Below are 25,897 nucleotides of genomic sequence, written 5' to 3' on the forward strand. Positions count from 1 at the left end.
TCACTCAAATTCAACAACATAACCCGTGTAACATTATTAATAGTTAGTCTATCGATTTTGTAGATTAAATATTTATCAATATGTTTGCGCTGATCATGAATGCAACAATAACACCCCAAACATCCTCTATCTCTGATATTAACATTAAACGCTCTGTTTTAAATATCTATTTCCATGGAAATATGTGCTGTTGTTGATTATGATTTTTCCCCCGAAAAATTATGGGTTAAACCTATGATACCTTAAAACCTGACCACCAAGCCCCCTTAAATATGTGTTGAAATTATTGCCAAAAAAGAACCGGCAAGGAAGCCTCGCCGGTTATCACGGAATATCAGTTCTGTAACGCCAATCACGCACTGATACCCATTCAGCTTTATCCAATGAATTGAATCATTAACATAAAACCCGTTAAATATGGAAATATTTCTCCATAAGAAAAAACCATTCTTATTGGCCAGCCTCGTTTTGCTCCTTACTGTGCTGGCCGTACCCCTTAAAATTTTTGCCCAGGTTGAGCCTCCGCCACTTATTAATTCCAAACTGGCAGGTACAGTAATCGACTCTTTAACCAAACAACCATTGCCTGGCGTTGTGGTACGCATTAAAGGCGTTACACACGTAGTTTCGACTGATGGCGATGGAAAATTTGTTTTTGTAACCGGTCAGAAATTACCTTATACTTTAATTTTAAGCTCTATAGGTTACGAAACCAAAGAAATTGTGGTAAGTAGCAGTCCTACAACTATCAGATTAAAAGAAGTAAACAGCCAGTTAAACGATGTAGTGGTAGTTGGTTACGGTACTCAAACGAGAAAATCGTTAACCGGTTCAGTTTCTACCATTGCCGTTGATGAAGTAAGGGCGAAACCGACCGCTACTTTTGCCGAGCAGCTACAAGGTAAAGCCCCTGGTTTGCAGGTAAGCACTTCTACAGGTGTTCCGGGCGACGGAATGTTTATCCGCATCCGTGGTACAACTTCTATCAATGCCAGCAACGATCCTTTGTATGTAATTGATGGTGTTTATGTAAACAGCGGATCGCTGCAACGTATTACTACCCAGGGGCAGGCGAATAACCCCCTGTCGGATATCAGTCCGGATGATATAGAAAGTGTTACCGTTTTAAAAGATGCCGATGCAACGGCCATTTATGGTGCCCGTGCAGCCAACGGGGTAATTGTAATCACCACCAAGCGCGGTAAATATAACACTGCGCCAAAAGTAAGTTTAAGTGCTTATGTAGGTGTAGCAAAAGCACCAAAATTATGGGACCTGGTAACTGGTCCGCAGCACGCTGAACTGATTAATGAATTTTACCGCAATTCAAACGCCGATGCCATTGCCAATGCTGCAGCAAACGGAACAAGCCCGGCTACTACTTACAGGTTTCAGCCTTTTAGGGCATTAACCGATAATCCTACTGCTTCGCCGGCACCACGTGGTTTGCCACAAGATCAGAATACTTATGATCGTTTAAATAAAGCCTTCCGCACCGGACTGTTGCAAAACTACGATGTTTCTGTTTCAGGAGGTAACGATAAAACCACCTATTATATCGGTGGAGGATTAAATAAACAGGAGGCAACCCTGAAAACAAACGATTTCAGAAGAGGGAGTTTTAAGCTGAACCTTGATCAGAAAATCAACGATTACGTAAAAATCGGAACCAGTAACATCCTTACCCAAACTTACCGCACCAATGCACGTGTAGGGGATGGGCCACAGGGTGGGATTTTACAATCGGCTTTGCATACCCCAACTTATCTTCCGGAGGTAAATGCTGATGGAACACCCGGCAAATGGGCAGGTTTTGATAACCTGGATGTGCTGCTGAACAATACCAATATGAACAGCACCAGTAACAGGTTAATTAGTAATCTATACGGTGAAGTGAATATCACCAAAGATTTAACCTTTAAAACCAGCTGGAGTGTTGATTATAACCAGTATAACGAATTCCAGTACTGGAACAGTTTAACCAACCTGGGTATTGCGAACAAAAACCTGGGGACCTCAAGTGTAAGCAATAACACCATCTGGACAAACGAGCAAACCCTAAATTATAACCACGTTACCGGTAAACATACTTTTGGTGCTTTGATCGGTAATTCCTTACAGGGATCAGTATCCAACCAGACCCTGGCGCAGGGTACCAATTTTCCGAACGATTCGTTTCAGCAGATTGCTTCTGCCGCTAACACCACTTCATCTGCGTCTGAATCTAAATATACATTATCTTCATTTTTTGCCCGTTTAAATTATAATTACGGTGGAAAATATTATGCGGTATTCAGTATCCGTGCCGATGGTTCTTCACGTTTTGGCGCCAACCACCAATGGGGATATTTCCCTTCTGCAGGTTTAGCCTGGCGTGTTAAACAAGAAAACTTCCTGAAAGATGTTGCCGTAATTTCAGACTTAAAACTCCGCGGAAGTATCGGTGTAACCGGAAATCAGAACGGGATCAACGATTTTGCCTCGCGTGGTTTATGGGGTGCCGGAGCCAACTATCAGAACAATCCGGGTACGGTGCCGTCGCAATTGGCCAATCCTGATCTGAAATGGGAAAGTACCCGTCAGGCCAATATTGGTTTTGACTTGAGTTTCTTTAAAGACCGGTTGACTTTAAGCGGCGATGTTTACGATAAATACACCAGCAACCTGTTGCTTAATTTGCCGTTAGCTTCGAGTAAAGGTTTTTCTTCTATCCTTACCAATGCCGGTGAAATGAGCAATAAAGGATTGGAATTGAATATCAGCAGCGTTAATCTCGATGGTGCGTTTAAATGGAGTACCAATTTTAATATTTCGCGTAACATCAATAAAATTGAAAAACTGCCTACCCCGGTGGTTGCTGCTTATGCTGCCGAACGTATGGTGCAGGGTTTATCGATGTACACTTTTTATGTGTATAACCAGCTTTACGTTGATCCTCAGACCGGAAATGCGGTGTACGAAGATGCCGATCACAATGGTGTAATCAACGCGAATGATATTGTCCCGGTGGGCAATGCGCTACCGAAATTTAACGGGGGTTTAACGAATAACCTCAGCTACAAAGGCTTCGATTTATCGGTGTTCTTCAATTTTGTTTATGGCAATAAGGTTTACAATAACAACAATTATTTTCTCGAAGGTGGCGGAACCCGCGATGCCAACAGGGCCATGGATGTTTACCAGTTAGACCGCTGGCAGAAACCCGGTGATATTACCAATATGCCAAGGCTAACCGCTTACGGACAAAACTACACCCTGAGCCCAACCAGCCGTAATATTGAGGACGGATCTTTCCTTCGCCTGAGCAATGTAACCCTTGGTTATAACCTACCGAAAGACTTTATCAAAAAAGCCAGAATGAATTCTGTAAGGATCTATGCAAGCGGCTCAAACCTTTGGTTGTGGACTAAATACAAAGGTCCCGATCCGGAAATCAATGTATCATCGTCGGCTACCGTACTCGGTTACGATTTAGGTACGCCACCTGTGCCACGTACTTTCCAGATAGGTGCAAACATTACTTTTTAAACCGAATAATCAATCATGAAAAAAGTTATATACATATTCGCAGTCATCATCCTGTTCACTTCCTGCAAAAAGTTTCTGGAGGTACAGCCCCAGTTGCAGGTAGATCAGGATCAGGCCATTATCAATGCCGGTACTGCGGCTACTGCCGTAAATGGTTTATTTAACCTTTTGGCGGCCAACAGTTATTATGGCTCAAACTTCCCGGCGCTTTCTTATTTATCTGCCGGAGATATTCAGTGGTCGGGCTCCCAGTCTGATCCCAACGAAATTACCAAACACCTTACTTCTGCTACCAATGGTTATGTGCAGTCGGCATGGACGGCTATTTATAAAACCATTTCTCAGGCCAATTATATCATTGATAAGGTACCTACTGTTAGCGATCCTTTATTGACCACAACGTTAAAAAACCAATACCTTGGCGAAGCTTATTTCGTCCGTGCTTTGGCTTATTTCGATCTTGCACGTGGTTGGGGTGGTGTACAGCTTATCTTAAAACCGACCAATAACTCATCAGATAACAGCGATGTTCCACGCAGTAGCCTGGCAGATACCTATGCACAGGTGCTAAAAGATTTAAACGCTGCCGAAACTTTGGTGCCAACAGCCGTAAGCCGTAACCGGGTAAGCTTGCGCACAGTGCAGGCACTTAAAGCCAGATTTTACCTTTACCAGAAAAACTGGGCGTTGGCCGAGCAATTTGCTACGTCGGTAATTAACGATAATGCAAATTATTCGCTTGTGGCACCTTACAGTGCGTTTTTTGCCAATAATGCGGTAACCACAAACGAATCGGTACTCGAACTGGCTTATACCACATCGAACACCAACGGACACAGCAACTGGTGGTTGCCACCTGCTTTGGGCGGACGTAGAGAATGGTCGCCGAATGATGCTTTGGTTGCTTTGTTAAATAACCCCGCTGTTGGCGGTAACCGCAATACTTTAATTGCGCAAACAGCGCCTCCGGGCAATTTATGGTACGGAAAATTATATTACCGTAATCCATTGGGTACCGATCCGGCTTACGTTATCCGCATTGCCGAATTATACCTCATCCGTTCAGAAGCAAGGGCGCAACAAGGTAATCTCATTGGTGCTAACAGCGCAGAAACAGATTTAAATTCGGTGCGTAGCCGTGCCGGACTTGGTGCAACTACTGCGGCTACCTTAAGTGAGATTTTACTGGCACTCGAAAAAGAACGTCAGGTAGAATTCCCTTTCGAAGCCGACCGCTGGTTTAACCTGGTACGTACAGACCGTGCACAAACCGTGCTGGCCCTGCCTGATAAACACCTTTATCTTTTTCCGATTCCTTATAACGAAACATTGGTTGATCCGCAATTGGCAGGAGCAAACCGTAACCCTGGTTATTAAAAAATTGATCATGAAAAAACTAAGCATTTTTCTTTTGGCCTTAACCGCATTCGGTTATTCGGCTTTTGCCCAATCATCGCCCATTACCGTAAAAAAATCTGATACCAGACATGGACCAGAAAAAGGCAGTCTGCTGATTATTGGTGGTAATGTGGGTTCGCAACGCGATATCTGGGATAAATTTACCGAACTGGCCGGAGGTAAAGATAAAGCCGTACTCGTGGTAGTTACTACTGCATCGGGCGATTCGGCAGCTTATGATAAAAAAGGGGTTGAAGAGGTAAAACGTCAGACAGGAATTAAAAATGTAACCCTTTTCCACACCAGCGATTTTAAGGAAGCCAATAGCGAGAAATTTATCGCTCCCCTAAAAAATGCAACCGCAGTTTATTTTGAAGGTGGCCGCCAGTGGCGTATTGCCGATTCTTACCTCAACACCCTTACGCACCAGGCTTTTATCGATGTGCTGAACAGGGGAGGTGTAATTGCGGGCAGCTCGGCCGGGGCAAGTATTATTGGTTCTTTTCTCTGGAGGGGAGACACCAAAGGCGCACAGGTTTTGGTGGGCGACCATACACAGGGTTTAGGTTTTCTTAAATATTCAGCCATTGATCAGCATTTATTGGTCCGTAACCGCCAGTATGATCTGGTTGATTTTATCCGTAAAGCCCCTGATTTTATCGGCATTGGCCTGAACGAGGCCACCGCCATTTTGGTACAGCGTGATACCTTGCAGGTGCTCGGACATTCATTTGTGGCCATTTATGATTACAATACCATTGTGAACAGTGGCGAAAAACATGTTGTAAATAACCGTGAAGATTTTACGGCTTCAAACGGACCGTTTTTCTTTTTAGGTGCAGGCCAGAAATATGATCTGGCCAAAAGGCAGGTGATTAAAGAACCACGGAAATCAGGTAATACCGCTTCAAATTAATCCTTAAAAATTAAAGCAATGAGTAATACCAACATACCATCGCCACCTGTATGGACCGCTAGGGAAAAACTGATATTCAGGTTCTTTTTTCTCTTTTTTATCCTTCAGGCCATTCCTTTAAGTGTCGATTTTTTTAAAATTGTTTTTGGTTTTAACTGGTTTCACATCAGCTATGGCGATATTTTTAACCTTACGCGTTTATCTGCAAAGTTCTTGCCTGGTGCTGATAGTTTTATCAATTGGATCATTGTTGCAATAATTGCAATAATTGGCGCGGTAGCCTGGGGTAAATCGAAATATAAAGATATCGATTACAACCAGTTTTATTACTGGTTAAGGGTGGTAGTGCGTTACCGTTTGGCCATTGGCATCATCGGATACGGCTTTATCAAATTTTTCCCTTTACAGGCACCTTTTCCTTCCATCAGTAATTTAAATACCAGTTATGGCGATTTTACCGACTGGAAAATATTTTCGATGAGTTTGGGCATCGTACCTTCTTACGAAGCTTTTTTGGGTGCTATCGAAATCCTCGCGGGTTTGTTATTGTTTTTCCGCAAAACAGCCACCATCGGTGCAGTAATTATCCTGGTATTTACCGGAAATGTATTTATTTCCAACCTGGCGTACGAAGGTGGTGAGTTTGTGTATGCCACTTACCTGATCACTTTTGCACTGTTTGTATTGTGGTTCGATGCACAGCGGATTTATAACCTTGTCTCACTCGAGCAGCCTACTGCACCCAATAGTTTTAAGCCACAATTTGTGGGTAAAACCAAATCCCTGCGTTTGGCGCTTAAAACGCTGGTTATTTTCTTTTTCGTCTTCCTTTATGGTTTTAAAACCTACTCGGGTTTCCATCACAATCCTTACCAGTTTCCGCGGACTAAAGGTTTAGCCAAAGCTGCCGGGATTTATAATGTAAGCGAATTCAAAATCAATGGCCGTGTATTGCCTTATGCTGCTGCAGATTCTATCCGCTGGAAAGATGTGGTATTCGAAAAATGGGCCACCATCAGCGTACGTTCCGATCGGAAAGTAATTGTTGATTCGGCAAACTATGAGCAGGTATTTAAAAATGATAAAGACCGCGATTATGAATTGACCGGTACCGCCGGAAGGCATTATTACAGTTATACTGTCGATTCGGCGAACCATGTATTGTTATTGGATAACAAAAATCCACACTACAAGGGCGAACAGTTGCGGTTAAATTATAGCCGCCCTGATAGTGCAACAATCATCCTTTCCGGTACCAATCAGCACCGCGATTCTATCTACGTGATATTGAACAAAATCGATAAAAAATATCCTTTAAAGCTTAGCCGCCGCAAAGCACTTAAACTATAATGTTATGTCTGAAATAAAACAACAGGATATAAAAAACGGGGTAACGGCGCAACAGGCTGAAGCTAAAAAGCCATGGTCGTGGCAAAAGAAATTTGGCTTCCGGGTGCTGTTTATTTTCTTCCTGGCCATGTCTATCCCATTTTCGGCCAATTGGTATAAAAACGTTTTCACCTTAGATTGGTCGCGACCGCATTACCGCGATTTGTACGATATTGCCCGTTTCCAGCCCAGCTTTTTATCGCTTTTTGGCGGACAGCGATCGCGTGACATTACCGATTCGCCATCAGGTGATGAATCGTCTAAAAAAGATGGTGTCAAAAAGAATAAGGCAGAAAAAGGTGGCGACAAAAAAGCACAAAACGAAAATGGTGCAGCTTTACCGCCCAAGAGAAGTTTTCTGGCCGATTATGTAGATTGGGGCATTGCACTGGTGTTTGCACTCTTAGGTGCATTAATCTGGACGGCCTTTGACCGCAAGCGCAAATCTTACCACATTCTTTATTACTGGATCAGGGTGGTGGTGCGTTACCGCGCAGGGATTGGTATTATTGGCTTCGGTTTTACTAAACTTTTCCCTACGCAGATGCCATACCCTTCACTGGGTTTGCTCAACAGTAATTTTGGCGATTTTACCGCACAAAAAATATACTGGCTTTCGGTAGGTGTAGTACCCTGGTACCAGGTTTTTGGTGGTGTGGTCGAAATTGTTGCCGGTGCCATGCTTTTCTTCCGGAAAACCAGCACATTTGGCGCTATACTTTTAGCGGCTGCGCTAGGCGATATCACTTTCGTAAATTATGCTTACGATGGCGGTGTACATGTGTACGCGTTTTATTTTGTGCTGCTCGGGCTGTTTATTGCTGCCGATGATTTTCCTAAATTATACAACCTGCTCATTCTCGAACGTTATACCGTTCCGTTCAGGGTATATCCCGATTTTCGAAAACCATGGCTCAAATACACCCGCATTACCTTAAAAGTGCTCACTTTTGTGATCTTTTTTGGCGTGCTTACCTATACCGAGGTGATTAACTTTAAATATGATCCCTACAAACAGCCTGCAACCGCCGGCGTTAAAAAACTAAGGGGAAATTACCGTGTAAGCGAGTTTAAAATTAACGGAGAAGTGATTCCGTTTAATCCACTCGATTCTACCCGTTGGCAGGAAGCTACTTTCGAAAACTGGACTACACTGACTTTCAAAATCAATCGTCCGGTACTCATCGATCCATCAAATGGTGGCGGTAGCCCGATGCGCGATATCCAGCGCACTTTCGAAATCAGTGGTGTTGCCGGTGGCCAACGGGCATTTCATTATTATGCCGATACCGTAGATAAAGTGCTGTACCTGCAGGATAAAAATGTGATGGCTTTGAGGGGCGGACGCAAAGGTGCAGATCAGGCCAAGGATGCTAAACCAAAAGAGGACAACTGGATTAGTAAAACGGCATGGCAACACATCGGCGATGAAAATAAAATGATCGATAAAGCCGCATGGTCTACCCGCAGGGACCGCGAATTTGAAGAAAAGCCAAGGGAAGTAAAACGCCATCGTATGGTATTAAGATACGATACCACTGATGGTTCGAGGGTTATCCTTTCGGGCATCAATGAGCGAAAAGATTCTATTTACGTGGTACTCGATCGTTACGACCGACAATATGTATTGCCAAAAAGTACTTTAAGCGCGGGTAAATATTAAGGAGATGAACAAAAAAACGGTACTCATACTCGCATGCCCTTTAGTGTTGTTATTGATGTCGCTAAAAACGGCATTTATACCCTCACAAGGGAAAAAGCCTTTAACGGATAGCTTAAAGCGGCCGGCTAAATTTGGTTTTGGCCGACCGGCTACCCTCCAGGAAATTGCGGCATGGGATATTGATGTCCGCCCGGATGGGAAAGGACTACCGGCAGGGCAGGGCGATGTAAAAAAAGGAAAGTTATTGTACGCTCAAAAATGTGCAATATGCCATGGCGTGGATGGTACCGAAAAACCAGGTGTAAAACTCCCGGGAAATGCTTTGGTGGGCGATACATTGGCCACCAGCAAACCCAAAACCATTGGCAATTACTGGCCTTATGCCACCACTTTGTTCGATTATATGCGCCGTGCCATGCCCTACAATCTTCCCGGTTCTTTAAGCAACAACGAAGTTTACAGCATCACGGCTTACCTGCTCAATGCCAATAAAATTATCAAAGCAGATGTGGTACTCGATGCCAAAAACCTTCCTAAAATAGTAATGCCGGCAAAAAAACTGTTTATTATGGACGATCGCAAAGGAGGGCCTGAAATAAAGTAATGGAGAAGCTCGATAACAAAGATCAGAAAAAAGCGACTGGTAAAATCAGCAGGCGAACTTTACTGGGAGGGGTAATTGCTGCGGCAGTTTTACCTGTACAATCGTTATTTGCTGATGAAGTACCCGCTGAAACGCCGGTTCTTCCTGAAATTGCAGATGATCCGACCAAAATTGTTGGCCCCGGGCCTAGTCCGCTGGGGAAACGTTCTCCATTCGAGCAACCTGTGCGCAAACCTTCCGATATTTCTTCGCGTACACCTTTGCAGGATCTGCACAGTACCATAACGCCTGCCGATTTACATTTCGAACGCCATCATGCTGGTATTCCAACCATCGATCCGGCAAAACACGAATTGCTTATTCACGGATTGGTTGATAACCCGATTAAATTTACCCTTGCTGATATCAAAAGGTTCCCAGCTGTTACCCGTACCTGTTTTATCGAATGTGCCGGTAATTTCCGTACCGGTAAAGCCGAAATGACGCCACAGGACATCCTCGGATTAACCAGTCAGAGCGAGTGGACAGGTGTAATGCTCTCTACCCTATTTAATGAAGTGGGCGTCAGCGATAAGGCAAAATGGTTTCTGGCCGAAGGTTCGGATGCGGCAATAATGACCCGTACCATCCCCATTGCAAAAGCCTGGGATGATGCCATGATTGTTTATGCCCAGAACGGTGAAGCCATAAGGCCTGAGCAGGGTTATCCAATCAGGTTACTTTTGCCCGGTTTTGAAGGGAACATGAATATCAAATGGTTAAGGCGCATCGAACTTTCGGAAGAACCTTACATGACCAGGGAAGAAACGTCAAAATATACTTACCCTGTAAAAGATAAAATCAGAATGTTTAGCTTTGAGTTGGATGCGCGTTCCATCATCACCTATCCATCTTATCCCCAAAAGGTAAATAAGGGCTGGGTAGAAATTCGTGGAATTGCCTGGAGCGGCAGGGGAAAGGTAGAAAAAGTAGAAGTTAGTACCGATGCCGGCAAAACATGGCAACTGGCTAATTTACAGGAACCCGTACTGAGCAAGGCACATACCTATTTCAGGTATTTGTGGGACTGGAAGGGTGAAGCGACTGAAATATTAAGCCGTGTGACCGACGAAACCGGCTATTTACAGCCAACTTTGGCACAATTGGCAGAGGCCCGTGGCGTAAACCTGGGCGGATACCACATGAATCCCATCACTGCATGGCAGATTAAAAACGACGGGACCGTTTTATTTAAACCGGAAACCATAAAATAACCAGATGAAACTAGAAAAACGGGATTATGATGCAATTGTAGTAGGATCGGGGCCAAACGGACTGGCTGCGGCCATCCTTTTGCAGCAACAGGGACTTTCCGTTTTAATTATAGAAGGTAAAGATGTAATTGGGGGCGGATTGAGCTCGGCCGAACTCACTCTGCCAGGCTTTACGCACGATGTATGCTCGGCCATCCACCCGATGGCACTGGCTTCACCATTTTTTAAAACATTGCCCCTGGCTGAGCATGGCTTGGAATATTTACAGCCCGTTTTGGCTGCGGCACATCCTTTTGATGATGGTACCGCTGCTATACTGGACCATTCTATCCATAAAACAGCTGATTATTTGGGTGGCGATGCAAAAACTTATACTTCCTTAATGGAAAACATCACCACTGCATGGCCGTTGATTGATGAAGATGCGTTAGGACCTTTACATTTTCCTAAACACCCATTGGCCATGGCAGGTTTTGGCCTAAAAGCATTAACCAGCGCTACGGGTTTTGTTAAACGTTTTAAAGAAAAACATGCCCGCGGACTTTTTGGCGGAATGGCCGCACATGCCATACAACCTTTAAGCAATTTAAGCACCACAGCCATTGGTTTGGTATTATTGGCTGGCGGACACCTCAAAGGCTGGCCGATACCCAAAGGCGGATCAAAATTTATTGCAGAAGCATTGGCCGGTTATTTTAAATCCCTTGGCGGGAAAATCGAAACCGGAACTTTTGTAACTTCTTTAGATAAATTGCCTTCTGCCCATGCCGTACTTTTTGATGTTACTCCGAAACAGTTATTACAAATTGCCGGGCATAAATTCTCCAGTATTTATAAATGGCAGCTCGAACGTTACCGTTATGGTATGGGTGTGTTTAAGGTAGATTGGGCATTGGATGGGCCGATTCCGTTTACTGCCGAAGAATGCCGGGGGGCGGGTACCATACACCTGGGCAATACTTTCGAAGAGATAGCCGCAGGCGAACTGATGACCAGTAAAGGCCAGCAGGCCGAAAAACCTTATGTGCTTTTGGCACAGCAGAGTTTGTTCGATTCTTCGCGCGCACCCGAAGGAAAACAGACGGCCTGGGCTTACTGCCATGTTCCAAACGGATCAAAACAGGATATGACAGCCTTAATCGAAAACCAGGTGGAGCGCTTTGCACCTGGCTTTAAAGATCGGATTTTGGCCAGACACACCATGAACACCGAACAGATGGAAGTGCATAACCGTAACTATATCGGCGGCGATATTAACGGCGGGATATTAGACCTGGGGCAATTATTTACACGTCCGGCTTTCAGGTGGTCGCCCTATAAAACTTCGGCCAAAGGATTATACATCTGCTCGTCATCCACTCCGCCGGGCGGTGGCGTACACGGAATGTGCGGCTACAATTCTGCAAAAAGAGCATTAAAAGATATTTTCAATATAAAAATCAGATAACCACAAAGAAAAAACGATGTCAACACAAAACAATGCTTCAGGCGCTACGGGAGCTTTAACAGATGCAGGGATAACGCCCGAGAAAAAAACATTCTTACAATCGCTTACCGAAGATTGGTGGGCGGTAATTTTAGGTACAATTATTATTGCCACCGTACTTTATTTAACCAATAATGGTACAACCATTACTTTACCCGCTTATAAATGGGCTACTTCGGAAGATCTTTTTAATAAAATCCTTTCAGGCCAGAATTTACTACTCATTTTAGAAACAGGTGTGATTTTTCTGGCGCTTGCATCCATAGCCATCGGCCTTTCTGGTGGTAACGTAGCGAGGTTTGCCGCAGGTTTTTCGCTTATTTATTTTTTTGCCATTATCTCTTTCATTATTGGTGGCAACAAAAACGTATCTTATTTCGGACTGGAATATGTGGTGTTTGCTTTGCTAATCGGGATTTTTTTAGGAAACGTAGTAAAACTGCCTGATTGGTTGAAAGAAGCTGTACGGTCTGAGTTTTACATTAAAACCGGTCTGGTAATTTTAGGAACCACCATTTTATCTGCCGATTTAATCAAAGCAGGTTTACCCGGAATTGTACAGGCAGTTATTGTAGTAACGGCAGTATGGTTTTTCTCCTTATGGTTAAGCCGTAGGCTGAAAGTGGATGATGAATTTGGTGTAATTTTAGCATCTGCCGTATCCATCTGCGGTGTGTCAGCTGCTATTGTTGCTGCAGGGGCCATTAACGGCGATAAGCGTAAATTATCTTATGTAACCACATTGGTATTGATTATGGCCATCCCCATGATGATTATCCAGCCCTGGGCCGTGAGGTATTTCCACATTCCGGATGTAATTGGTGGCGCCTGGCTGGGCGGAACGTTAGATACCACTGCAACAGTTACCGCAGCAGGTGATCTGGTTGGACCAATAGCCGTTAAAGCCGGGGTAATTGCGAAATTTTCGCAAAATGTATTTATCGGTGTAGCGGCGTTTTTTATCGCGATCTGGTGGGCTTATAAAAAACCAAAAGGCGAAAATGGTGAGGTTTTAGTTAAAGCAGAAAGTCCGGGACTTAAAATTGTATGGGAGCGTTTCCCGAAATTTGTACTGGGATTTGTTGCTGCATCGCTGGTGTTTTCTTTCTTATTATCGCCTGCAACTGCAAAAAGTGTTGCGCCAACCCTAAACGGATTGCGTACCGTTTGGTTCGCCATTGCCTTTATTTCGATCGGTATGGAAGCCAAGTTTTCATCACTGGTAAAACTGCAGGGTGGCCGGCCGGCATTTACTTTTGTTACGGCCCAGATTTTCAATATCTTCTGGACGTTGTTATGGTCATACATCCTGTTCGGTGGATATTTGTTCCCTGTGCCTGATTTTAAATAATATGCCTCGGTCCGTGTCTCCACGGACCGAAATTTCGGTTCCGCTGTCATTCTGAGCGCAGCGAAGTGTTTCACATTCGCCTTTGCTTTAATCAGGCCTAGGCCTTAAAATAATAACTTTTGTTGCTGTAACTTGGAGATCCTTTGCTGCGCTCAGGATGACAAATTGTTTATCCTTCAACGCTTCGGTCCGTATTTCTGCGGACTTAAATTTCCGTTCCGCTGTCATTCTGAGCGCAGCAAAGATCTGTTTCACATTTGCTTTAATCAGGCATAGACCTTAAATAATAACTTTTGTTGCTATAACTTAGAGATCCTTCGCTACGCTCAGGATGACAAATCTTCTTTCTTACCCTATGCCATTAAAAAAACCTTCTCAAAAATTTGCGTAGTTAAATGACTACATTTATATTTGTAGTCAAATAGCTACATAATGAATTTAAGAAGAGATGTATTCCAGGCCATTGCCGACCCTACCCGCAGGGCAATATTATTATTGGTCGCCACACAATCGATGACGGCTGGCGCTATAGCGGCCAATTTCGATACGGCCCGACCAACAGTTTCTAAACACCTGCAGATCCTTACGGAGTGCGAATTACTGGAGCAGAAACAGAACGGAAGGGAAGTGCATTACCATACCAACGCCAAAAAGATGAAAGAAATAGCTGATTTTATCGAACCTTTCCGCCAGATGTGGGACGACAGGTTTAACAAACTGGAAGATATTATGAAAAATTATAAACCAACCAAATAGAACCAAATGGAGCAGAAAACAAAAATTAATGCCGAAAATGGCAAACAGGAAATCGTAATTACCAGGGAATTTGATCTTCCTGTTGAATTGCTTTTTAAAGCTTACGTAGAACCCGAAATTGTTGCGCAATGGATGGGTACCAAAGTACTGAAACTCGAAAATAAAAAACACGGCAGTTATGCTTTCGAAACTTCAGATAACAAAGGAAACGTAGCTTTTGTAGCCAGTGGTGTAATCCATGAATTTGTGCCCGAAGAAAAAATCACCAGGACATTCGAAATGGAAAATACGCCTTTCGCGGCACAGCTTGAATTTTTAACTTTCGAAAAACTGAGCGCTGAAAGGAGCAAACTCACCATGCACGTGATATACAAATCGGTTGGGTTAAGGGATCAGATCCTCTCTTTACCTTTTGCCCAGGGCATTAACATGGCACATAACCGTTTGCAAAATATTGTCAGTCAATTAAAATAAAAAACCATGAAAAGGAGAAACAAAATTATCTATTGGATCGCTACCATTTGGCTTTCCCTGGGCATGTTGTCTACTGGTATTGTGCAGTTATTGAAAACGAAAGATGAAGTCGCACTTTTTACCCAATTGGGTTATCCGGTTTATTTCCTCACCTTATTGGGCATCTGGAAAATTTTAGGCGTTATTGCCATACTTATTCCTAAATTTACGTTACTTAAAGAGTGGGCTTATGCAGGTTTTTTCTTTGCCATGTCTGGTGCTGTTTTTTCGCATATTTCGGTGGCCGATCATAGTTTTTCGGCATATTTCGGGCCGATGTTATTGTTGGTGTTAACAATACTTTCGTGGTATTTCAGGCCTGCAGAAAGGAAAATTGTTTCAACTAATCCATAAATAAGATGAATCCAAAAGTTGATTTTTATTTTAACAAAGCCAAAAAATGGCAGGAAGCAGTAAATTTGTTAAGAACAATTGCCCTCGATTGCGGACTTACCGAAGAATTGAAATGGGGTTGCCCCTGCTACACGCTTAATGGAAATAACATCGTTTTAATCCACGATTTTAAAGAATACTGTGCTTTTTTATTCTTTAAAGGTGCTTTATTGAAAGATAAGGAAGCTATCTTGATCCAGCAAACGGAGAATGTACAATCATCAAGACAAATCCGTTTTACCAACGCATTGCAGATTGTAGAAATGAAGGCAATTTTAAAAGCCTATATTTTGGAAGCGATTGAGGTAGAAAAGGCCGGACTGAAAGTTGAATTAAAGAAAACCACAGAATATGCAATTCCGGAAGAGTTTCAAAGCAAACTGGACCAAATTCCGGATTTAAAAGCAGCTTTCGAAGCCTTGACGCCAGGGCGACAGCGCGGATATCTTTTATATTTTTCGTCTGCTAAACAATCCAAAACCCGCGAAGCCAGAGTTGAAAAATACATGCCGCAGATTTTAAGTGGTAAAGGATTGGGCGATTAGTATTAAAGTACCTTCATTTTGGCCGGTAAATCCTTAGAAAAACAGACGATTTGGGATTACTGGTCGCGAAAGATCGTCATTGAGAGGCACGAAGCAATCTTACTACTATAGGTGGGTAAACATTAATTGATGATATGCTCTTGAAGTTCAAAAATGAGGACTGGTATTGCGCTTATGCAAAAAGGAATGATTTAAGATTGGAAATGAACGGCTTGTGGTGCTTGGCGGTTTTTAGTCCCGCCATTCGCTATAGCTCCGATAGAAAAAATCGGAGGCTGTCGCTGCTGTCGGGTTTATGTACAAGGGTTTGTGCGCCTTGCAACCTCAAAAATGAAAAGCTGGTTTGGCCATATAGCCCCGGTTGAAGCGTCTTCTCGACTGAAACGCGATGCAACGCCCGCCTGCTTCGGGCAGGGAGATATCTGCTTCGATAGATCTCTCGACTACGTTGCACTCCGCTCGAGATGACGATATTTTGAAAATAAATTAATCACTTATGAGCAAAACAAATAAAAAAGAACTCTCCTCAACCCAAACGGCAGAACTGCTTCAAACTTTAGAAAACCGTTTTAGAGAAAATATGAACAGGCATACAGTTATAGAATGGGCTAAAGTACAGGCGAAACTTGAAGCAAACCCTAAAAAACTATGGGTGTTGGATGAAATGGAAATTACGGGAGGCGAACCCGATGTGGTAGATTATGACGAGGCCACCGGCGAATATATTTTTTACGATTGCTCGGCCGAAAGTCCTAAAGGCCGCAGAAGTGTATGCTACGACCGCGAAGGACTTGAATCGAGAAAAGAACACCAACCCGAAAATAATGCGGTTGATATGGCTGCTGCTATGGGTATCGAATTATTGACTGAAGCGCAATACCGTAATTTACAGCAACTCGGAAAATTCGACACTAAAACTTCGAGCTGGATTTTTACCCCACCGGCAATCAGGAAACTCGGCGGTGCCCTTTTTTGCGATCGGCGCTACGATCATGTTTTTACTTACCACAATGGCGCGCAATCGTATTATGCCGCAAGGGCTTTTCGCGGTTCGTTAAGGGTATAAATAACTATAACAGCTTTTCGTAGCAGTAAAACCGTAAGCCAGGGCGTTTAGCCAAACCAATTTCCCCACTAAAAGTATAACCCAGCTTTGGGAAAAGTGCCTGTGTGGCCTTGTTCTCGCTATTTGTATCTACCCTTAAAATCTTAACTCCTGTTGCTTCGGCAACCAGTTCTGCCTGTTGCATTAAAGCTTTGGCAATGCCTTTGCCCTGGCAATCGGGATCAACGGCCAAACGGTGTGTTACAATCGCTTTTTCGGTAATGTCCCAACCGGCATCCGCATATTCTTCATCCTGATCGTTGGTAATGGCCGAAACCCCAACAACCTGATTTTCCAACAGGGCAACCCATAACTGCCCGATGCTGATATCTTTCGCAAAAACTTCCGGATTGGGATAATCATCTCCCCACTGAAAATTTCCGGCGGCACGCATTAAGGGTACAACTTTCTTTACCAGCTGCATAATTTGAGGGATATCTGCTGTAACGGCTAATCTTATTGTCATGGAGGCAAAGATAGGGAATAGGTTCATTCGTTCATTGGTCATTTGTTTATTGGTTAACTTTCCAAACACTATTCGCCAGGCGCTACAACATTCCAACATTTCAACTTTTTAACGTTCCATCCCTCAACTTTCCTGTAAAATCTTCACGAAATCTTCATCTTTCTGATTGATATTTGAGCATATCGCTCTTCATCATATTCCGGCCTCAAAAGGCCTGTTAAGGAATTGTTTTGCCATTATTTAATTCTCATTTTTATATTGTTAATTCAAGGTTAAACTTAATCTGCTCTTAATATTGAATTAACATTAGTGCTGTTGTTTTGTACCAAAATAAAATAACAGAAAATGAAATCACGTGTACTATCCCTAGTAAGTATTCTTGTGCTCCTGGTCACATTAGTTCAGGCGCAGGTTACAACGTCTAGTATTAATGGAAAGATTAAGGATAACAAAGGTATCATCCCCGGCGCAACCATTGTTATGGTGCATGTGCCTACAGGTACGGTATCTAAAGGATCGTCAAACGAAAACGGCCTTTACCGCATTGGTAACTTAAACCCGGGCGGGCCATACAAAATCACTGTAACCTTTGTGGGTTATAGTCCGGTGGTAAAAGAAAACATTTATTTAACCCTGGGTAATGATGTAAAACTTGATATCGATCTTCAGGAGCAAGGCAACCAACTGGCCGAAGTAAGTGTGAAGGGGCAAAAAGGCGGAACAAAATCTGGTGCGGGTACAAGCATTGGCGAAGGTCAGATTAAAACCCTGCCTACCATGAACCGCAGCTTACAGGATGTTACCCGCGTAACGCCTCAGGGCAGTAAAGATAATACCTTTGGTGGTACCAACTTCAGGTACAATAACGTAACCATTGATGGTGCAATTAATAATGATGCGATTGGTTTCAGTCCTTCTTTAGGTGGCCAGAGCGGAAGTTCGGGCATGCCGGGAAGCAGTACCCGTACCAATCCGGTTTCACTTGATGCCATCCAGGATGTTACCGTTCTACTTTCACCTTACGATGTTAAAGTAGGTAACTTTTTAGGTGGTAGTATCAACGCCGTAACCCGTGGTGGTACCAACGAAGTAGTTGGATCGGTTTACGGTTATGGTCGTAATGCTTCATTAATTGGCAGAAACAAAATCGGCGATAACAGCAAAGAGCCTTCAGCATTCCACGATTATCAAACCGGTTTCCGTGTAGGTTTCCCGATTATTAAAGATAAATTGTTCTTCTTTACCAATGAGGAGATTACCCGCCGTCAGGATCCGGTTATTTTAGGTGCAGGCTCATCAGATATGAAATTGCTTACTTTATCAGAAGCTCAGCAAATTTCTGACCGTATGAAAAATGTTTACGGGGTAGATGCAGGTTCGTTTGGCGATTATAACATTTATTCACAATCTAACAAATTCTTTAACCGTTTAGATTGGAATATCAACGAAAACAACCAGTTAACGATCAGAAATAACACCATTATTTCGAAAGCAACAAATTTGGAAAGAGATCAGTCTAACTTTAGGTTTGGCGGTATCGATTTCAGACAGAATAACAATCAGACTTCGACCGTTGCCGATCTGAAAACCCGCTTCGGAAACGCAGCTACCAACAACTTAATTGTGGGTTACTCTACCGTACACGATTATCGTGATCCGCTGTCTAATCCGGCTTTACCGCAGATCGAGATTGCTTCAAACGGTGGAACATTGTTTTTAGGTACCGACCGTGAGGCCAGTATCTTCAACATGAAACAAAATACTTTCGAATTTACCGATAACTATACTTATAGCTCAGGTATCCACACCTTTACAGTTGGTACACACAATGAATTTTATAAAATTAATTACGGTTTTGTAAACTCATGGAATGGCCGTGTGGCTTATAGTAGCGTTGCTGATTTCCTGGCTAACCAGCCGAACAGGGTACGTACCAGTTATAACTACGATGATAACAGTCGTGATAACATTATTGCCAACCCAACTGCAGAATTTAATGTAAACATGTACAGCGTTTATGGTCAGGATGAAATCCGTATCGGCGACCGTTTTAAATTAACGCCAGGTTTACGTTTTGATATGGCGAACCTGCCTGATATGCCATCTTTGAGTACAAAAACAACAAACTCTCCGGTTGATCCAAACTACGGCACAACTTATACCTATACACAGCCATCGTCAATTACCGGAAAATTTCTGAACAAAATTCAGATTTCTCCACGTGTTGGTTTTAATTTCGATGTGTTGGGCAACCAAAGCCTGGTTATGCGTGGTGGTACCGGTTTATTTACCAGCCGTGTTCCTTTTGCGTGGATCGGTTATGCTTATTACAATAACGGTGTAAACTACGGTGCTTTTGATAAATCGTATGTTTATACAAATGCTGATCCTAGCAAAATCGTGAAACCTGCTGCAGGTTCAGATCCGATTAAAGATGCTTTAACCGGTAATGGCGAAGCTGGTTATGTAACCAAACAAGGTGTAAATGTTAAAGATGCAAGCGGTGCTACACAGGTAGATTTGGTGGATAACAACTTTAAAATGCCAAAAGCATGGAGAAGTAATTTAGCTTTTGATTATAAAACAGACGATCAGTGGAAATTTACAGTTGAAGGAATTTTTAGTCAGGTAATTAAAGACGTACAGTTTCAACAGATCAACTATGTAGATAATCCTACTTACATGGTTTACGATACGCAAAAACAACAGCCGATTTACAGCACAACATCTGGGCCAAACGGTAATGGGAAAATCAATAAATTGTTTACCAACGCATATTTGTTATCGAACACCGATAAAGGTTATAAATACAGTTTAACTGCACAGGTAAGTAAATCACTTCCTATCGGTTTAGATATGATGGTGGCTTATACCTACGGAAGATCGAAAGATATTGCCAACGGTATCCGTAACTCAATGGAATCTAACTGGCAATTAAACCAATCGCTTAGCCCTAACAATGCAGGTTTGGCTTACTCTAACTTCGATATCCGCAACAGGATTATCTCAACCATTAATTACAGGTTAGATTGGGCTAAAAACGGTAAATATGTATCTAACTTCTCGTTGTTCTTCAGCGGTCAGTCGGGTTCTCCATATTCATTGGGTTTAGTAAACACGAGGATCAACGGAACCGGACAAACAGTAAGTTTAATGTATGTACCAGCTGTAGGCGAAACACAGAAATTTTTTGCCAATACACCTGATGGAATTGCACAGGCAGCAGCGTTTGATAGCTATATCAATGGTGATAAATACCTGAGCAGCCGTCGTGGCGATTTTACAGAGCGTAACGGTGCACGTACCCCTTGGAATGTTCAGGCTGATTTCCGTTTCTCTCAGGATTTACAAGTTGCAAAAGGAAAACACCCGCATGTACTTACTTTAACTTATGATATCATCAACCTAACCAACCTGGTTAATAAAGATTGGGGAGTTCAGTATTTTTCTCCTAATACTTATAACTCTATGGCTAGTATGGGTATTAAAGTTCAAACTGCAGGTACACCAACAGCATATCCGGTATACACCTTTAAACAAAGTGATGTAACTTCTTATTCAAAGGATTTCTTTGCATCACGTTACCAGATGCAATTAGGATTGAGGTATAGTTTCTAATCTTATGATTTAAATAATATTGTTGATTACACTTGAATTAATCTCAGTAATTATCGGCAATTCTCGATAGGGAATTGCCAATTTTATTATATCCGAATTGTATTGCCAGTTACCTACATTAGCTATTGATTGAGTTCAGCTTATTATTATTATTATTTGCAAATCACAGTTCTATGAAAAATGTTTTATTGATCATTATGGTATATTTTTTTTTCAATAGCTGTAAACATGATGGTCTTTCTGATTATGAGAATCCGCGGAATTTCAATGAAATTTTTGAATTATTCTGGTACAAGTTGAATAATCGATATGTTTATTGGGATAAAGATCCAACAAATTGGGACATGGTATATGCAAAATATAAGCCATTATTTGATAGATTGGATGACAGCGATGTTTCGAAAAGAAAGGCTGTTGGTTATTTCAAAGAAATTACCGGTTCATTGATTGATGGTCATTTTAATATTCTTTTTCATGATAAGGTAATTAGGGATTCCGTTATTTTTCCTTCAATTAATAGAAAAAATAAAATTGCCGGTTTTCATGATAGATATAATTATGATGATGTTGTTAAAAATTATTTAGATGCCGGTTTTTTTGGGGGTAAAGGCAGTATTAATATTAATGGCGAATTGATAAATTCACTTGCCGGAACAATTAATAAGAATATCCTCTATTTCCATTGTAATTTTTTTGCACTTAAAAAATCTTATCAATTAAATGATGGTAATAAAGTGCAAGAGGCACTAGCATTTTTCTTCTCAAAACTTAAAAACATAAATGGGCAAACCAAAGGCATTATATTAGACCTAAGAAATAATACTGGAGGTAATATTGAAGATTTAAATTTTATAGGAGGCAAGTTAATTAATCGTGATACTGTTTTTGGATTTTCGAGAAGTAAAAATGGAATTGAAAAATATGGGTATTTTCCTTGGATAGAAGCTAAATTAAAAAGTGATCCGCAATATAACGTTAACGTTCCCATCATAATTTTAGGCGACATTTTTTCCGCTTCCTTGTCTGAAACATTTATTATCGCTTTGAGATCTAAAAATAACTTATTTATCGGCGAGCAAACATACGGAGCAACAGGTCCGGTTTCCGACTCGTCAATATTTAATTCTGGTTCATTTGATGTTGGTGATTTTTTAACCGTAACAAGTTCTTCTGTAGAATTCATAGGCGCTAACGGAGAATTTTATGAGTCAAAAGGCATTACCCCAGACATCATTTCTCCTTTTAACTATAAGCGTCTATCTGAAGGAAAAGATACGCAGCTTGAGTTAGCGATTAGTAGGTTTAATTAGGTAACAAAGTCTTTTTATTATTAAGTCTTTGTTACTAATTTATTATCAAATTGAAACATGGTTTTTCTTTGAAGTGTGCTCTTTATATTTATTTATTATATAACTATAAACCATAATTAAGCTACTAAAATGAAAAAAGAAATTAAATTATCATGTTTTATTATTCTATTGGTACTCTTTTGTTTTGGCTGTAAAAAAGAACAAGAGCAAGGGTATATTAAATTAGGATCCCCTACAAAAAATACAGTTATACCTTACAGTTTTGATTGGGAAACAGTTGATTACATGCCAACACCAGCCGGAACGCAAATATTAGTGCCATGGGCAAGTAATTCAAATCAATCTTTTCCGAGTATCTATGGTACAGATATAAAAAAATCTGATGGATGGGAACTTGTCTATAATACATTTAGCCCAACGCAATTTATACAACCCGCATTCTTTGTCCTATATAATAGATACAGAGGTTTATTAAGAGGGTATTTTTATTTAACGCCTAATACCCCGATACCCAGTAGCAATATTGCTCATTCCTTAACACAAAAAAATAACGCTAATCCTCTGCCTGTACTGAGCTATTCTTCATTAGGTTCGGCAGATTTGAGCACAACCAATAATGTTTCTACATTGGTACAGCAATATAGAACAACATCAACCGGAACCTGGTATGCCGCCGAGTTTGAAATGGCATATGATCCCAATGTAGGTACAAAATCGGCCATTACCAATTTAATGGAATGGTCTGTTAATTCGGTTAATATTAGCGACATTAAAATTAACGGTACCTCAAAAGGCAGTATTAAAGGAACAATTGCCCAGCCTGTTCCTGCTCCAGATTTACTATCTTCCTTTTTTGCAGGAGCGTTGCAGCTTTCTTCTATTTCTATAATAAATGACCTTAAATTGAGCAACCTTTTCGCAACTTCTCTTAAAAGTTCTATGGAGTCAGGTATTCAAGGGAATATTAAAAATGTTGTGAATGCAATTTATGGAGGGGCTAGCGGGGCTGGTACTGATAGTACAAAGCAATATGTTAATTTAACTACTAACACAACATACACGTTAGCAGGAACCTCTACCGACACTTATCAGATCAGTAACCCAACAATGGTAATTCCTGGTAGTAGTGGCCAAGAATCGGTTACGGGATATAGTCCTTTGTATACTAAAGCAATGGGCGTTATGACTTTATCTTCTGTTCCTGAGAGTCATTTAACAGTTGGCACATCAAGTACCGGTATAGTATATAACTTCATGAAATTAGATCCTAACTCATATAGCATCATTTGGAATCCAAATGTAATCAACAACTCTACAACGGGAGCTGCGATACAAAATTTAAAACAGGAAATAATTAGTTATGAAAATTATTTGGATGATACAGATGATTTAAACCCTGCGCATTTCCCATCACAATATACCGAATATGATGGGGATAAGCCTTATTTGAAAAGTGATTTAACAAATAATACAACCAGAGTAGTAAGTCAGATGGGGTTTGTCAATATTGCGGACTATGAAATTCCTTTGCAACAGTTTTCAAGTTGTTCTGGCTGTGATACTTTTGACATGCTAATGGCTTATCCGGTAACCGAAAACAAAAAATTGAGAAATCATGTTCTGAGGATTTCGTTTGATGTCGTTCCAAATAATGGAGCCCCTAGGAGTACTATTGTTAAATCATTCAATATCTTTTTCAAAGGACCAAAAATATATTTTCCTTCTTAAGGTGTTAAAAGATATAAATAATTTGATTGTTGATAAAAAAATACTTTTAACTTTTCTTTCCCTCTTCTTTTTTTTAAACGGAGTTTATGCTCAATTTAGTGTTGGTGTTGATTTTGGAATAACCAATAATCAATTAAATATTACTTCAATTGATACAGCATTAAAGACAAAGGAAAGGCAAGGTTATATTTTGGGTGTTAACTTAAATTATAGACTTGGTAAATTACTATTGTTGGAATTGATTCCTGGTTTCTTGGAAAAGAAATATTCATGGGTGAATGTAAGTGGAATACTTAATGAAGTAAATAATACATATTTACAATTTCCAATCAACTTGAAGTTTTGTTTCTTTTCGAAAAAAAGAATAAACTTATCAATGTCTCTGGGGGGCTATTACGCTTATTGGTTAAGAAGTGAAATAGAGGGGAATGCCCCAAATGTTTTTGAAATAAATAGCGATGCCAAAGAAAATGATATAGTAAAGCTGGAGAGAATTAAATATATGCATAAATTCGATTCAATATATGACAATAGATTAGAGTTTGGTATAAGTAGTAAAGCTGAATTGGAATATCATATCATTAAGAATGTTTTTTTGTCTATTAAATTTCATTATTACAAATCTTTAACAGATCAACAGTATCATACTAATGAAATTGAATCAACAAGGTATAATCAAACTAATGCATTTACAGCAGGATTAGTTTATTTAATAAAAAAGTAAATTCTACTATTTTAAATTAAACTAATCCTGTCCTATTAAACCTTTTTTACCCTGCACCTGTCCAAATTAAACACACAGCGTAAAGCTTGAATTATTTTTTCACTTAAAAAGGTTAGGTTATGAAAAAGATTGTAAATGCGTTGCTCTTATTGGTTTTGGCGTTAAATTTTAGTGCATGCGTGGTAAGTTCGCGTGCGCCCCGTGCCCACTGGGTACCCGGACATTATAATGTTGGCCCTTATGGCGGCCGTCATTGGGTACATGGTCATTACCGCTAAAACTTTACCGGCCGGTGTTTCACCGGCCGATTTTATAATTGTTTTTTGCATGTATCTTTTTAAATCTGTTAGCAAGTTTTATGTTCTTTTGGTTCTTATCGATCGGGCTGCTCACCGCAGAATTTTGATTTCTGTGTACGCCGTGCCTTATCTCTGTTTTCGCTGTGGTAAAAAGAATACCACTGTTTGCCTGTTTAAGGTGTAACGAAAGTGATGTTTCATTTAGAATACAGGAATAAAATAATACATTAGCAGTATTAATATCTATTTTAACAATGCAGGAAGAAATTCTTTTACAGATAAGCGGTAAAATTAAAGAAAGACGTAAAGAACTTGGCATCACCGTTCAGGAACTTGCAGATAAGGCAGAAGTAAGTAAAGGCCTTATTTCTCAGATCGAAAACAGCAGAACCATCCCATCCTTAATGGTATTGATGGACATTATTAAAAGCCTGGAAATTGATTTAAACAGCTTTTTTAAAGACATCAATTTTCATAAAAAAGATGCGCCGGTGCTGGTTAAGCGGAAAGATAATTACCAGAAATTCGAAAAAGAACAAGCCGTTGGCTTTAACTATTCGCGTATTTTAACCAAAAATATTAAATTTTCTACTGCCGATTTTGTGCTGCTCGAGCTTGAAGTAAATGCACATCGTCCAATGGTTAAAACCGAAGCTTTTGAGTTTAAGTACATGATTGAAGGCAAGGTGGAATACCAGTTTGCGAAAAAGAAAGTGATCCTTGAAAAAGGCGACTCCATGCTTTTCGACGGTAGGCTTTCTCATACGCCTGTTAACATTGGCGATACGAAGGCATTGATGTTGGTTGTTTATTTTTTCGAGTAACAATTTAGTAAACAAAGTTTATTTATAC

The 25,897-nt window shown here is 41.0% G+C and carries 21 protein-coding genes; 20 read left to right on the forward strand and 1 reads right to left on the reverse strand.

The genetic code is table 11. The annotated features are described in order from the left end of the window. The first annotated feature begins 417 nt into the window (after positions 1–417). The 14 genes from ABD769_RS20350 to ABD769_RS20415 all read left to right on the forward strand — a co-directional run bounded on the left by ABD769_RS20350 (position 418) and on the right by ABD769_RS20415 (position 16,861). Positions 418–3,528: a SusC/RagA family TonB-linked outer membrane protein gene (locus tag ABD769_RS20350; protein ID WP_344853197.1), complete on the forward strand. Its 3,111-nt coding sequence runs from the start codon at positions 418–420 to the stop codon at positions 3,526–3,528. 15 nt (positions 3,529–3,543) lie between these two features. Further along, a complete protein-coding gene (locus ABD769_RS20355; protein ID WP_344853198.1) occupies positions 3,544–4,905 on the forward strand; it encodes a RagB/SusD family nutrient uptake outer membrane protein in 1,362 nt (453 codons plus the stop codon). Between the two features lie 10 nt (positions 4,906–4,915). Next, a complete protein-coding gene (locus ABD769_RS20360) occupies positions 4,916–5,842 on the forward strand; it encodes a cyanophycinase (RefSeq protein WP_344853199.1) in 927 nt (308 codons plus the stop codon). Between the two features lie 18 nt (positions 5,843–5,860). Next, positions 5,861–7,192 carry a DoxX family protein gene (locus ABD769_RS20365; protein ID WP_344853200.1) on the forward strand — a complete coding sequence of 444 codons (1,332 nt, stop codon included), beginning with the start codon at positions 5,861–5,863 and terminating at the stop codon, positions 7,190–7,192. Positions 7,193–7,196: 4 nt separating this feature from the next. After that, the gene (locus ABD769_RS20370) at positions 7,197–8,894 is read left to right on the forward strand and encodes an acetate uptake transporter family protein (RefSeq protein ID WP_344853201.1); all 1,698 of its coding nucleotides are present in this window, start codon (positions 7,197–7,199) and stop codon (positions 8,892–8,894) included. A 4-nt stretch (positions 8,895–8,898) separates the two neighbouring features. Continuing rightward, positions 8,899–9,498, forward strand: a complete 600-nt coding sequence (locus ABD769_RS20375; protein WP_344853202.1) for a c-type cytochrome — start codon at positions 8,899–8,901, stop codon at positions 9,496–9,498. Continuing rightward, on the forward strand, positions 9,498–10,751 hold the full coding sequence (soxC, locus tag ABD769_RS20380; RefSeq protein ID WP_344853203.1) for a sulfite dehydrogenase: 1,254 nt from the start codon (positions 9,498–9,500) through the stop codon (positions 10,749–10,751). Before ABD769_RS20375 ends, soxC begins: the two co-directional genes overlap by 1 nt. Before the next feature lie 4 nt (positions 10,752–10,755). Next, on the forward strand, positions 10,756–12,198 hold the full coding sequence (locus ABD769_RS20385; RefSeq protein ID WP_344853204.1) for a phytoene desaturase family protein: 1,443 nt from the start codon (positions 10,756–10,758) through the stop codon (positions 12,196–12,198). A gap of 16 nt (positions 12,199–12,214) precedes the next feature. After that, a complete protein-coding gene (locus ABD769_RS20390) occupies positions 12,215–13,588 on the forward strand; it encodes a YeiH family protein (RefSeq protein WP_344853205.1) in 1,374 nt (457 codons plus the stop codon). Between the two features lie 432 nt (positions 13,589–14,020). Then, entirely contained in the window at positions 14,021–14,344 is a 324-nt protein-coding gene (locus ABD769_RS20395) for an ArsR/SmtB family transcription factor (protein ID WP_187592892.1), read from the forward strand. Between the two features lie 6 nt (positions 14,345–14,350). After that, positions 14,351–14,818, forward strand: a complete 468-nt coding sequence (locus ABD769_RS20400; RefSeq protein ID WP_344853206.1) for an SRPBCC family protein — start codon at positions 14,351–14,353, stop codon at positions 14,816–14,818. 6 nt (positions 14,819–14,824) lie between these two features. Further along, positions 14,825–15,211 (forward strand): DoxX family protein, encoded by a 387-nt coding sequence (locus tag ABD769_RS20405; protein ID WP_344853207.1) that lies wholly within the window; start codon positions 14,825–14,827, stop codon positions 15,209–15,211. Between the two features lie 5 nt (positions 15,212–15,216). After that, positions 15,217–15,795 carry a YdeI/OmpD-associated family protein gene (locus ABD769_RS20410; protein WP_344853208.1) on the forward strand — a complete coding sequence of 193 codons (579 nt, stop codon included), beginning with the start codon at positions 15,217–15,219 and terminating at the stop codon, positions 15,793–15,795. Positions 15,796–16,291: 496 nt separating this feature from the next. Further along, positions 16,292–16,861, forward strand: coding sequence for a DUF4256 domain-containing protein (locus ABD769_RS20415; RefSeq protein WP_344853209.1), 570 nt, complete (start codon positions 16,292–16,294; stop codon positions 16,859–16,861). Positions 16,862–16,865: 4 nt separating this feature from the next. Here the strand turns inward: ABD769_RS20415 and ABD769_RS20420 are convergent, their stop codons facing one another. After that, on the reverse strand, positions 16,866–17,366 hold the full coding sequence (locus tag ABD769_RS20420; protein WP_344853210.1) for a GNAT family N-acetyltransferase: 501 nt from the start codon (positions 17,364–17,366) through the stop codon (positions 16,866–16,868). 345 nt (positions 17,367–17,711) lie between these two features. On the opposite strand from ABD769_RS20420, the gene ABD769_RS20425 reads away from it, so the two are divergent. From ABD769_RS20425 to ABD769_RS20450, 6 genes are all read left to right on the forward strand, one after another. Next, positions 17,712–20,984, forward strand: a complete 3,273-nt coding sequence (locus ABD769_RS20425; RefSeq protein WP_344853211.1) for a TonB-dependent receptor — start codon at positions 17,712–17,714, stop codon at positions 20,982–20,984. A 173-nt stretch (positions 20,985–21,157) separates the two neighbouring features. Further along, positions 21,158–22,294 carry a S41 family peptidase gene (locus ABD769_RS20430; RefSeq protein ID WP_344853212.1) on the forward strand — a complete coding sequence of 379 codons (1,137 nt, stop codon included), beginning with the start codon at positions 21,158–21,160 and terminating at the stop codon, positions 22,292–22,294. A gap of 129 nt (positions 22,295–22,423) precedes the next feature. Then, complete coding sequence (locus ABD769_RS20435) at positions 22,424–24,022, forward strand: hypothetical protein (RefSeq protein WP_344853213.1); 1,599 nt, start codon at positions 22,424–22,426, stop codon at positions 24,020–24,022. Between the two features lies 1 nt (position 24,023). Next, a complete protein-coding gene (locus ABD769_RS20440) occupies positions 24,024–24,746 on the forward strand; it encodes an outer membrane beta-barrel protein (protein ID WP_344853214.1) in 723 nt (240 codons plus the stop codon). A gap of 119 nt (positions 24,747–24,865) precedes the next feature. Continuing rightward, positions 24,866–25,024, forward strand: a complete 159-nt coding sequence (locus ABD769_RS20445) for a hypothetical protein (protein ID WP_344853215.1) — start codon at positions 24,866–24,868, stop codon at positions 25,022–25,024. A gap of 275 nt (positions 25,025–25,299) precedes the next feature. Next, positions 25,300–25,869 carry a helix-turn-helix domain-containing protein gene (locus ABD769_RS20450; protein ID WP_344853216.1) on the forward strand — a complete coding sequence of 190 codons (570 nt, stop codon included), beginning with the start codon at positions 25,300–25,302 and terminating at the stop codon, positions 25,867–25,869. Positions 25,870–25,897: the final 28 nt, after the last annotated feature.

It is taken from the genome of Pedobacter jeongneungensis (assembly GCF_039538295.1).
In the GTDB taxonomy this organism is placed as follows: domain Bacteria; phylum Bacteroidota; class Bacteroidia; order Sphingobacteriales; family Sphingobacteriaceae; genus Pedobacter; species Pedobacter jeongneungensis.

Excerpts from the sequence above, each read along its gene's own strand:
- ABD769_RS20350 (WP_344853197.1), top strand. The coding sequence starts at position 418 with ATGGAAATATTTCTCCATAAGAAAAAACCATTCTTATTGGCCAGCCTC.
- ABD769_RS20355 (WP_344853198.1), top strand. The coding sequence starts at position 3,544 with ATGAAAAAAGTTATATACATATTCGCAGTCATCATCCTGTTCACTTCC.
- ABD769_RS20360 (WP_344853199.1), top strand. The coding sequence starts at position 4,916 with ATGAAAAAACTAAGCATTTTTCTTTTGGCCTTAACCGCATTCGGTTAT.
- ABD769_RS20365 (WP_344853200.1), top strand. The coding sequence starts at position 5,861 with ATGAGTAATACCAACATACCATCGCCACCTGTATGGACCGCTAGGGAA.
- ABD769_RS20370 (WP_344853201.1), top strand. The coding sequence starts at position 7,197 with ATGTCTGAAATAAAACAACAGGATATAAAAAACGGGGTAACGGCGCAA.
- ABD769_RS20375 (WP_344853202.1), top strand. The coding sequence starts at position 8,899 with ATGAACAAAAAAACGGTACTCATACTCGCATGCCCTTTAGTGTTGTTA.
- soxC (WP_344853203.1), top strand. The coding sequence starts at position 9,498 with ATGGAGAAGCTCGATAACAAAGATCAGAAAAAAGCGACTGGTAAAATC.
- ABD769_RS20385 (WP_344853204.1), top strand. The coding sequence starts at position 10,756 with ATGAAACTAGAAAAACGGGATTATGATGCAATTGTAGTAGGATCGGGG.
- ABD769_RS20390 (WP_344853205.1), top strand. The coding sequence starts at position 12,215 with ATGTCAACACAAAACAATGCTTCAGGCGCTACGGGAGCTTTAACAGAT.
- ABD769_RS20395 (WP_187592892.1), top strand. The coding sequence starts at position 14,021 with ATGAATTTAAGAAGAGATGTATTCCAGGCCATTGCCGACCCTACCCGC.
- ABD769_RS20400 (WP_344853206.1), top strand. The coding sequence starts at position 14,351 with ATGGAGCAGAAAACAAAAATTAATGCCGAAAATGGCAAACAGGAAATC.
- ABD769_RS20405 (WP_344853207.1), top strand. The coding sequence starts at position 14,825 with ATGAAAAGGAGAAACAAAATTATCTATTGGATCGCTACCATTTGGCTT.
- ABD769_RS20410 (WP_344853208.1), top strand. The coding sequence starts at position 15,217 with ATGAATCCAAAAGTTGATTTTTATTTTAACAAAGCCAAAAAATGGCAG.
- ABD769_RS20415 (WP_344853209.1), top strand. The coding sequence starts at position 16,292 with ATGAGCAAAACAAATAAAAAAGAACTCTCCTCAACCCAAACGGCAGAA.
- ABD769_RS20420 (WP_344853210.1), bottom strand. The coding sequence starts at position 17,366 with ATGACAATAAGATTAGCCGTTACAGCAGATATCCCTCAAATTATGCAG.
- ABD769_RS20425 (WP_344853211.1), top strand. The coding sequence starts at position 17,712 with ATGAAATCACGTGTACTATCCCTAGTAAGTATTCTTGTGCTCCTGGTC.
- ABD769_RS20430 (WP_344853212.1), top strand. The coding sequence starts at position 21,158 with ATGAAAAATGTTTTATTGATCATTATGGTATATTTTTTTTTCAATAGC.
- ABD769_RS20435 (WP_344853213.1), top strand. The coding sequence starts at position 22,424 with ATGAAAAAAGAAATTAAATTATCATGTTTTATTATTCTATTGGTACTC.
- ABD769_RS20445 (WP_344853215.1), top strand. The coding sequence starts at position 24,866 with ATGAAAAAGATTGTAAATGCGTTGCTCTTATTGGTTTTGGCGTTAAAT.
- ABD769_RS20450 (WP_344853216.1), top strand. The coding sequence starts at position 25,300 with ATGCAGGAAGAAATTCTTTTACAGATAAGCGGTAAAATTAAAGAAAGA.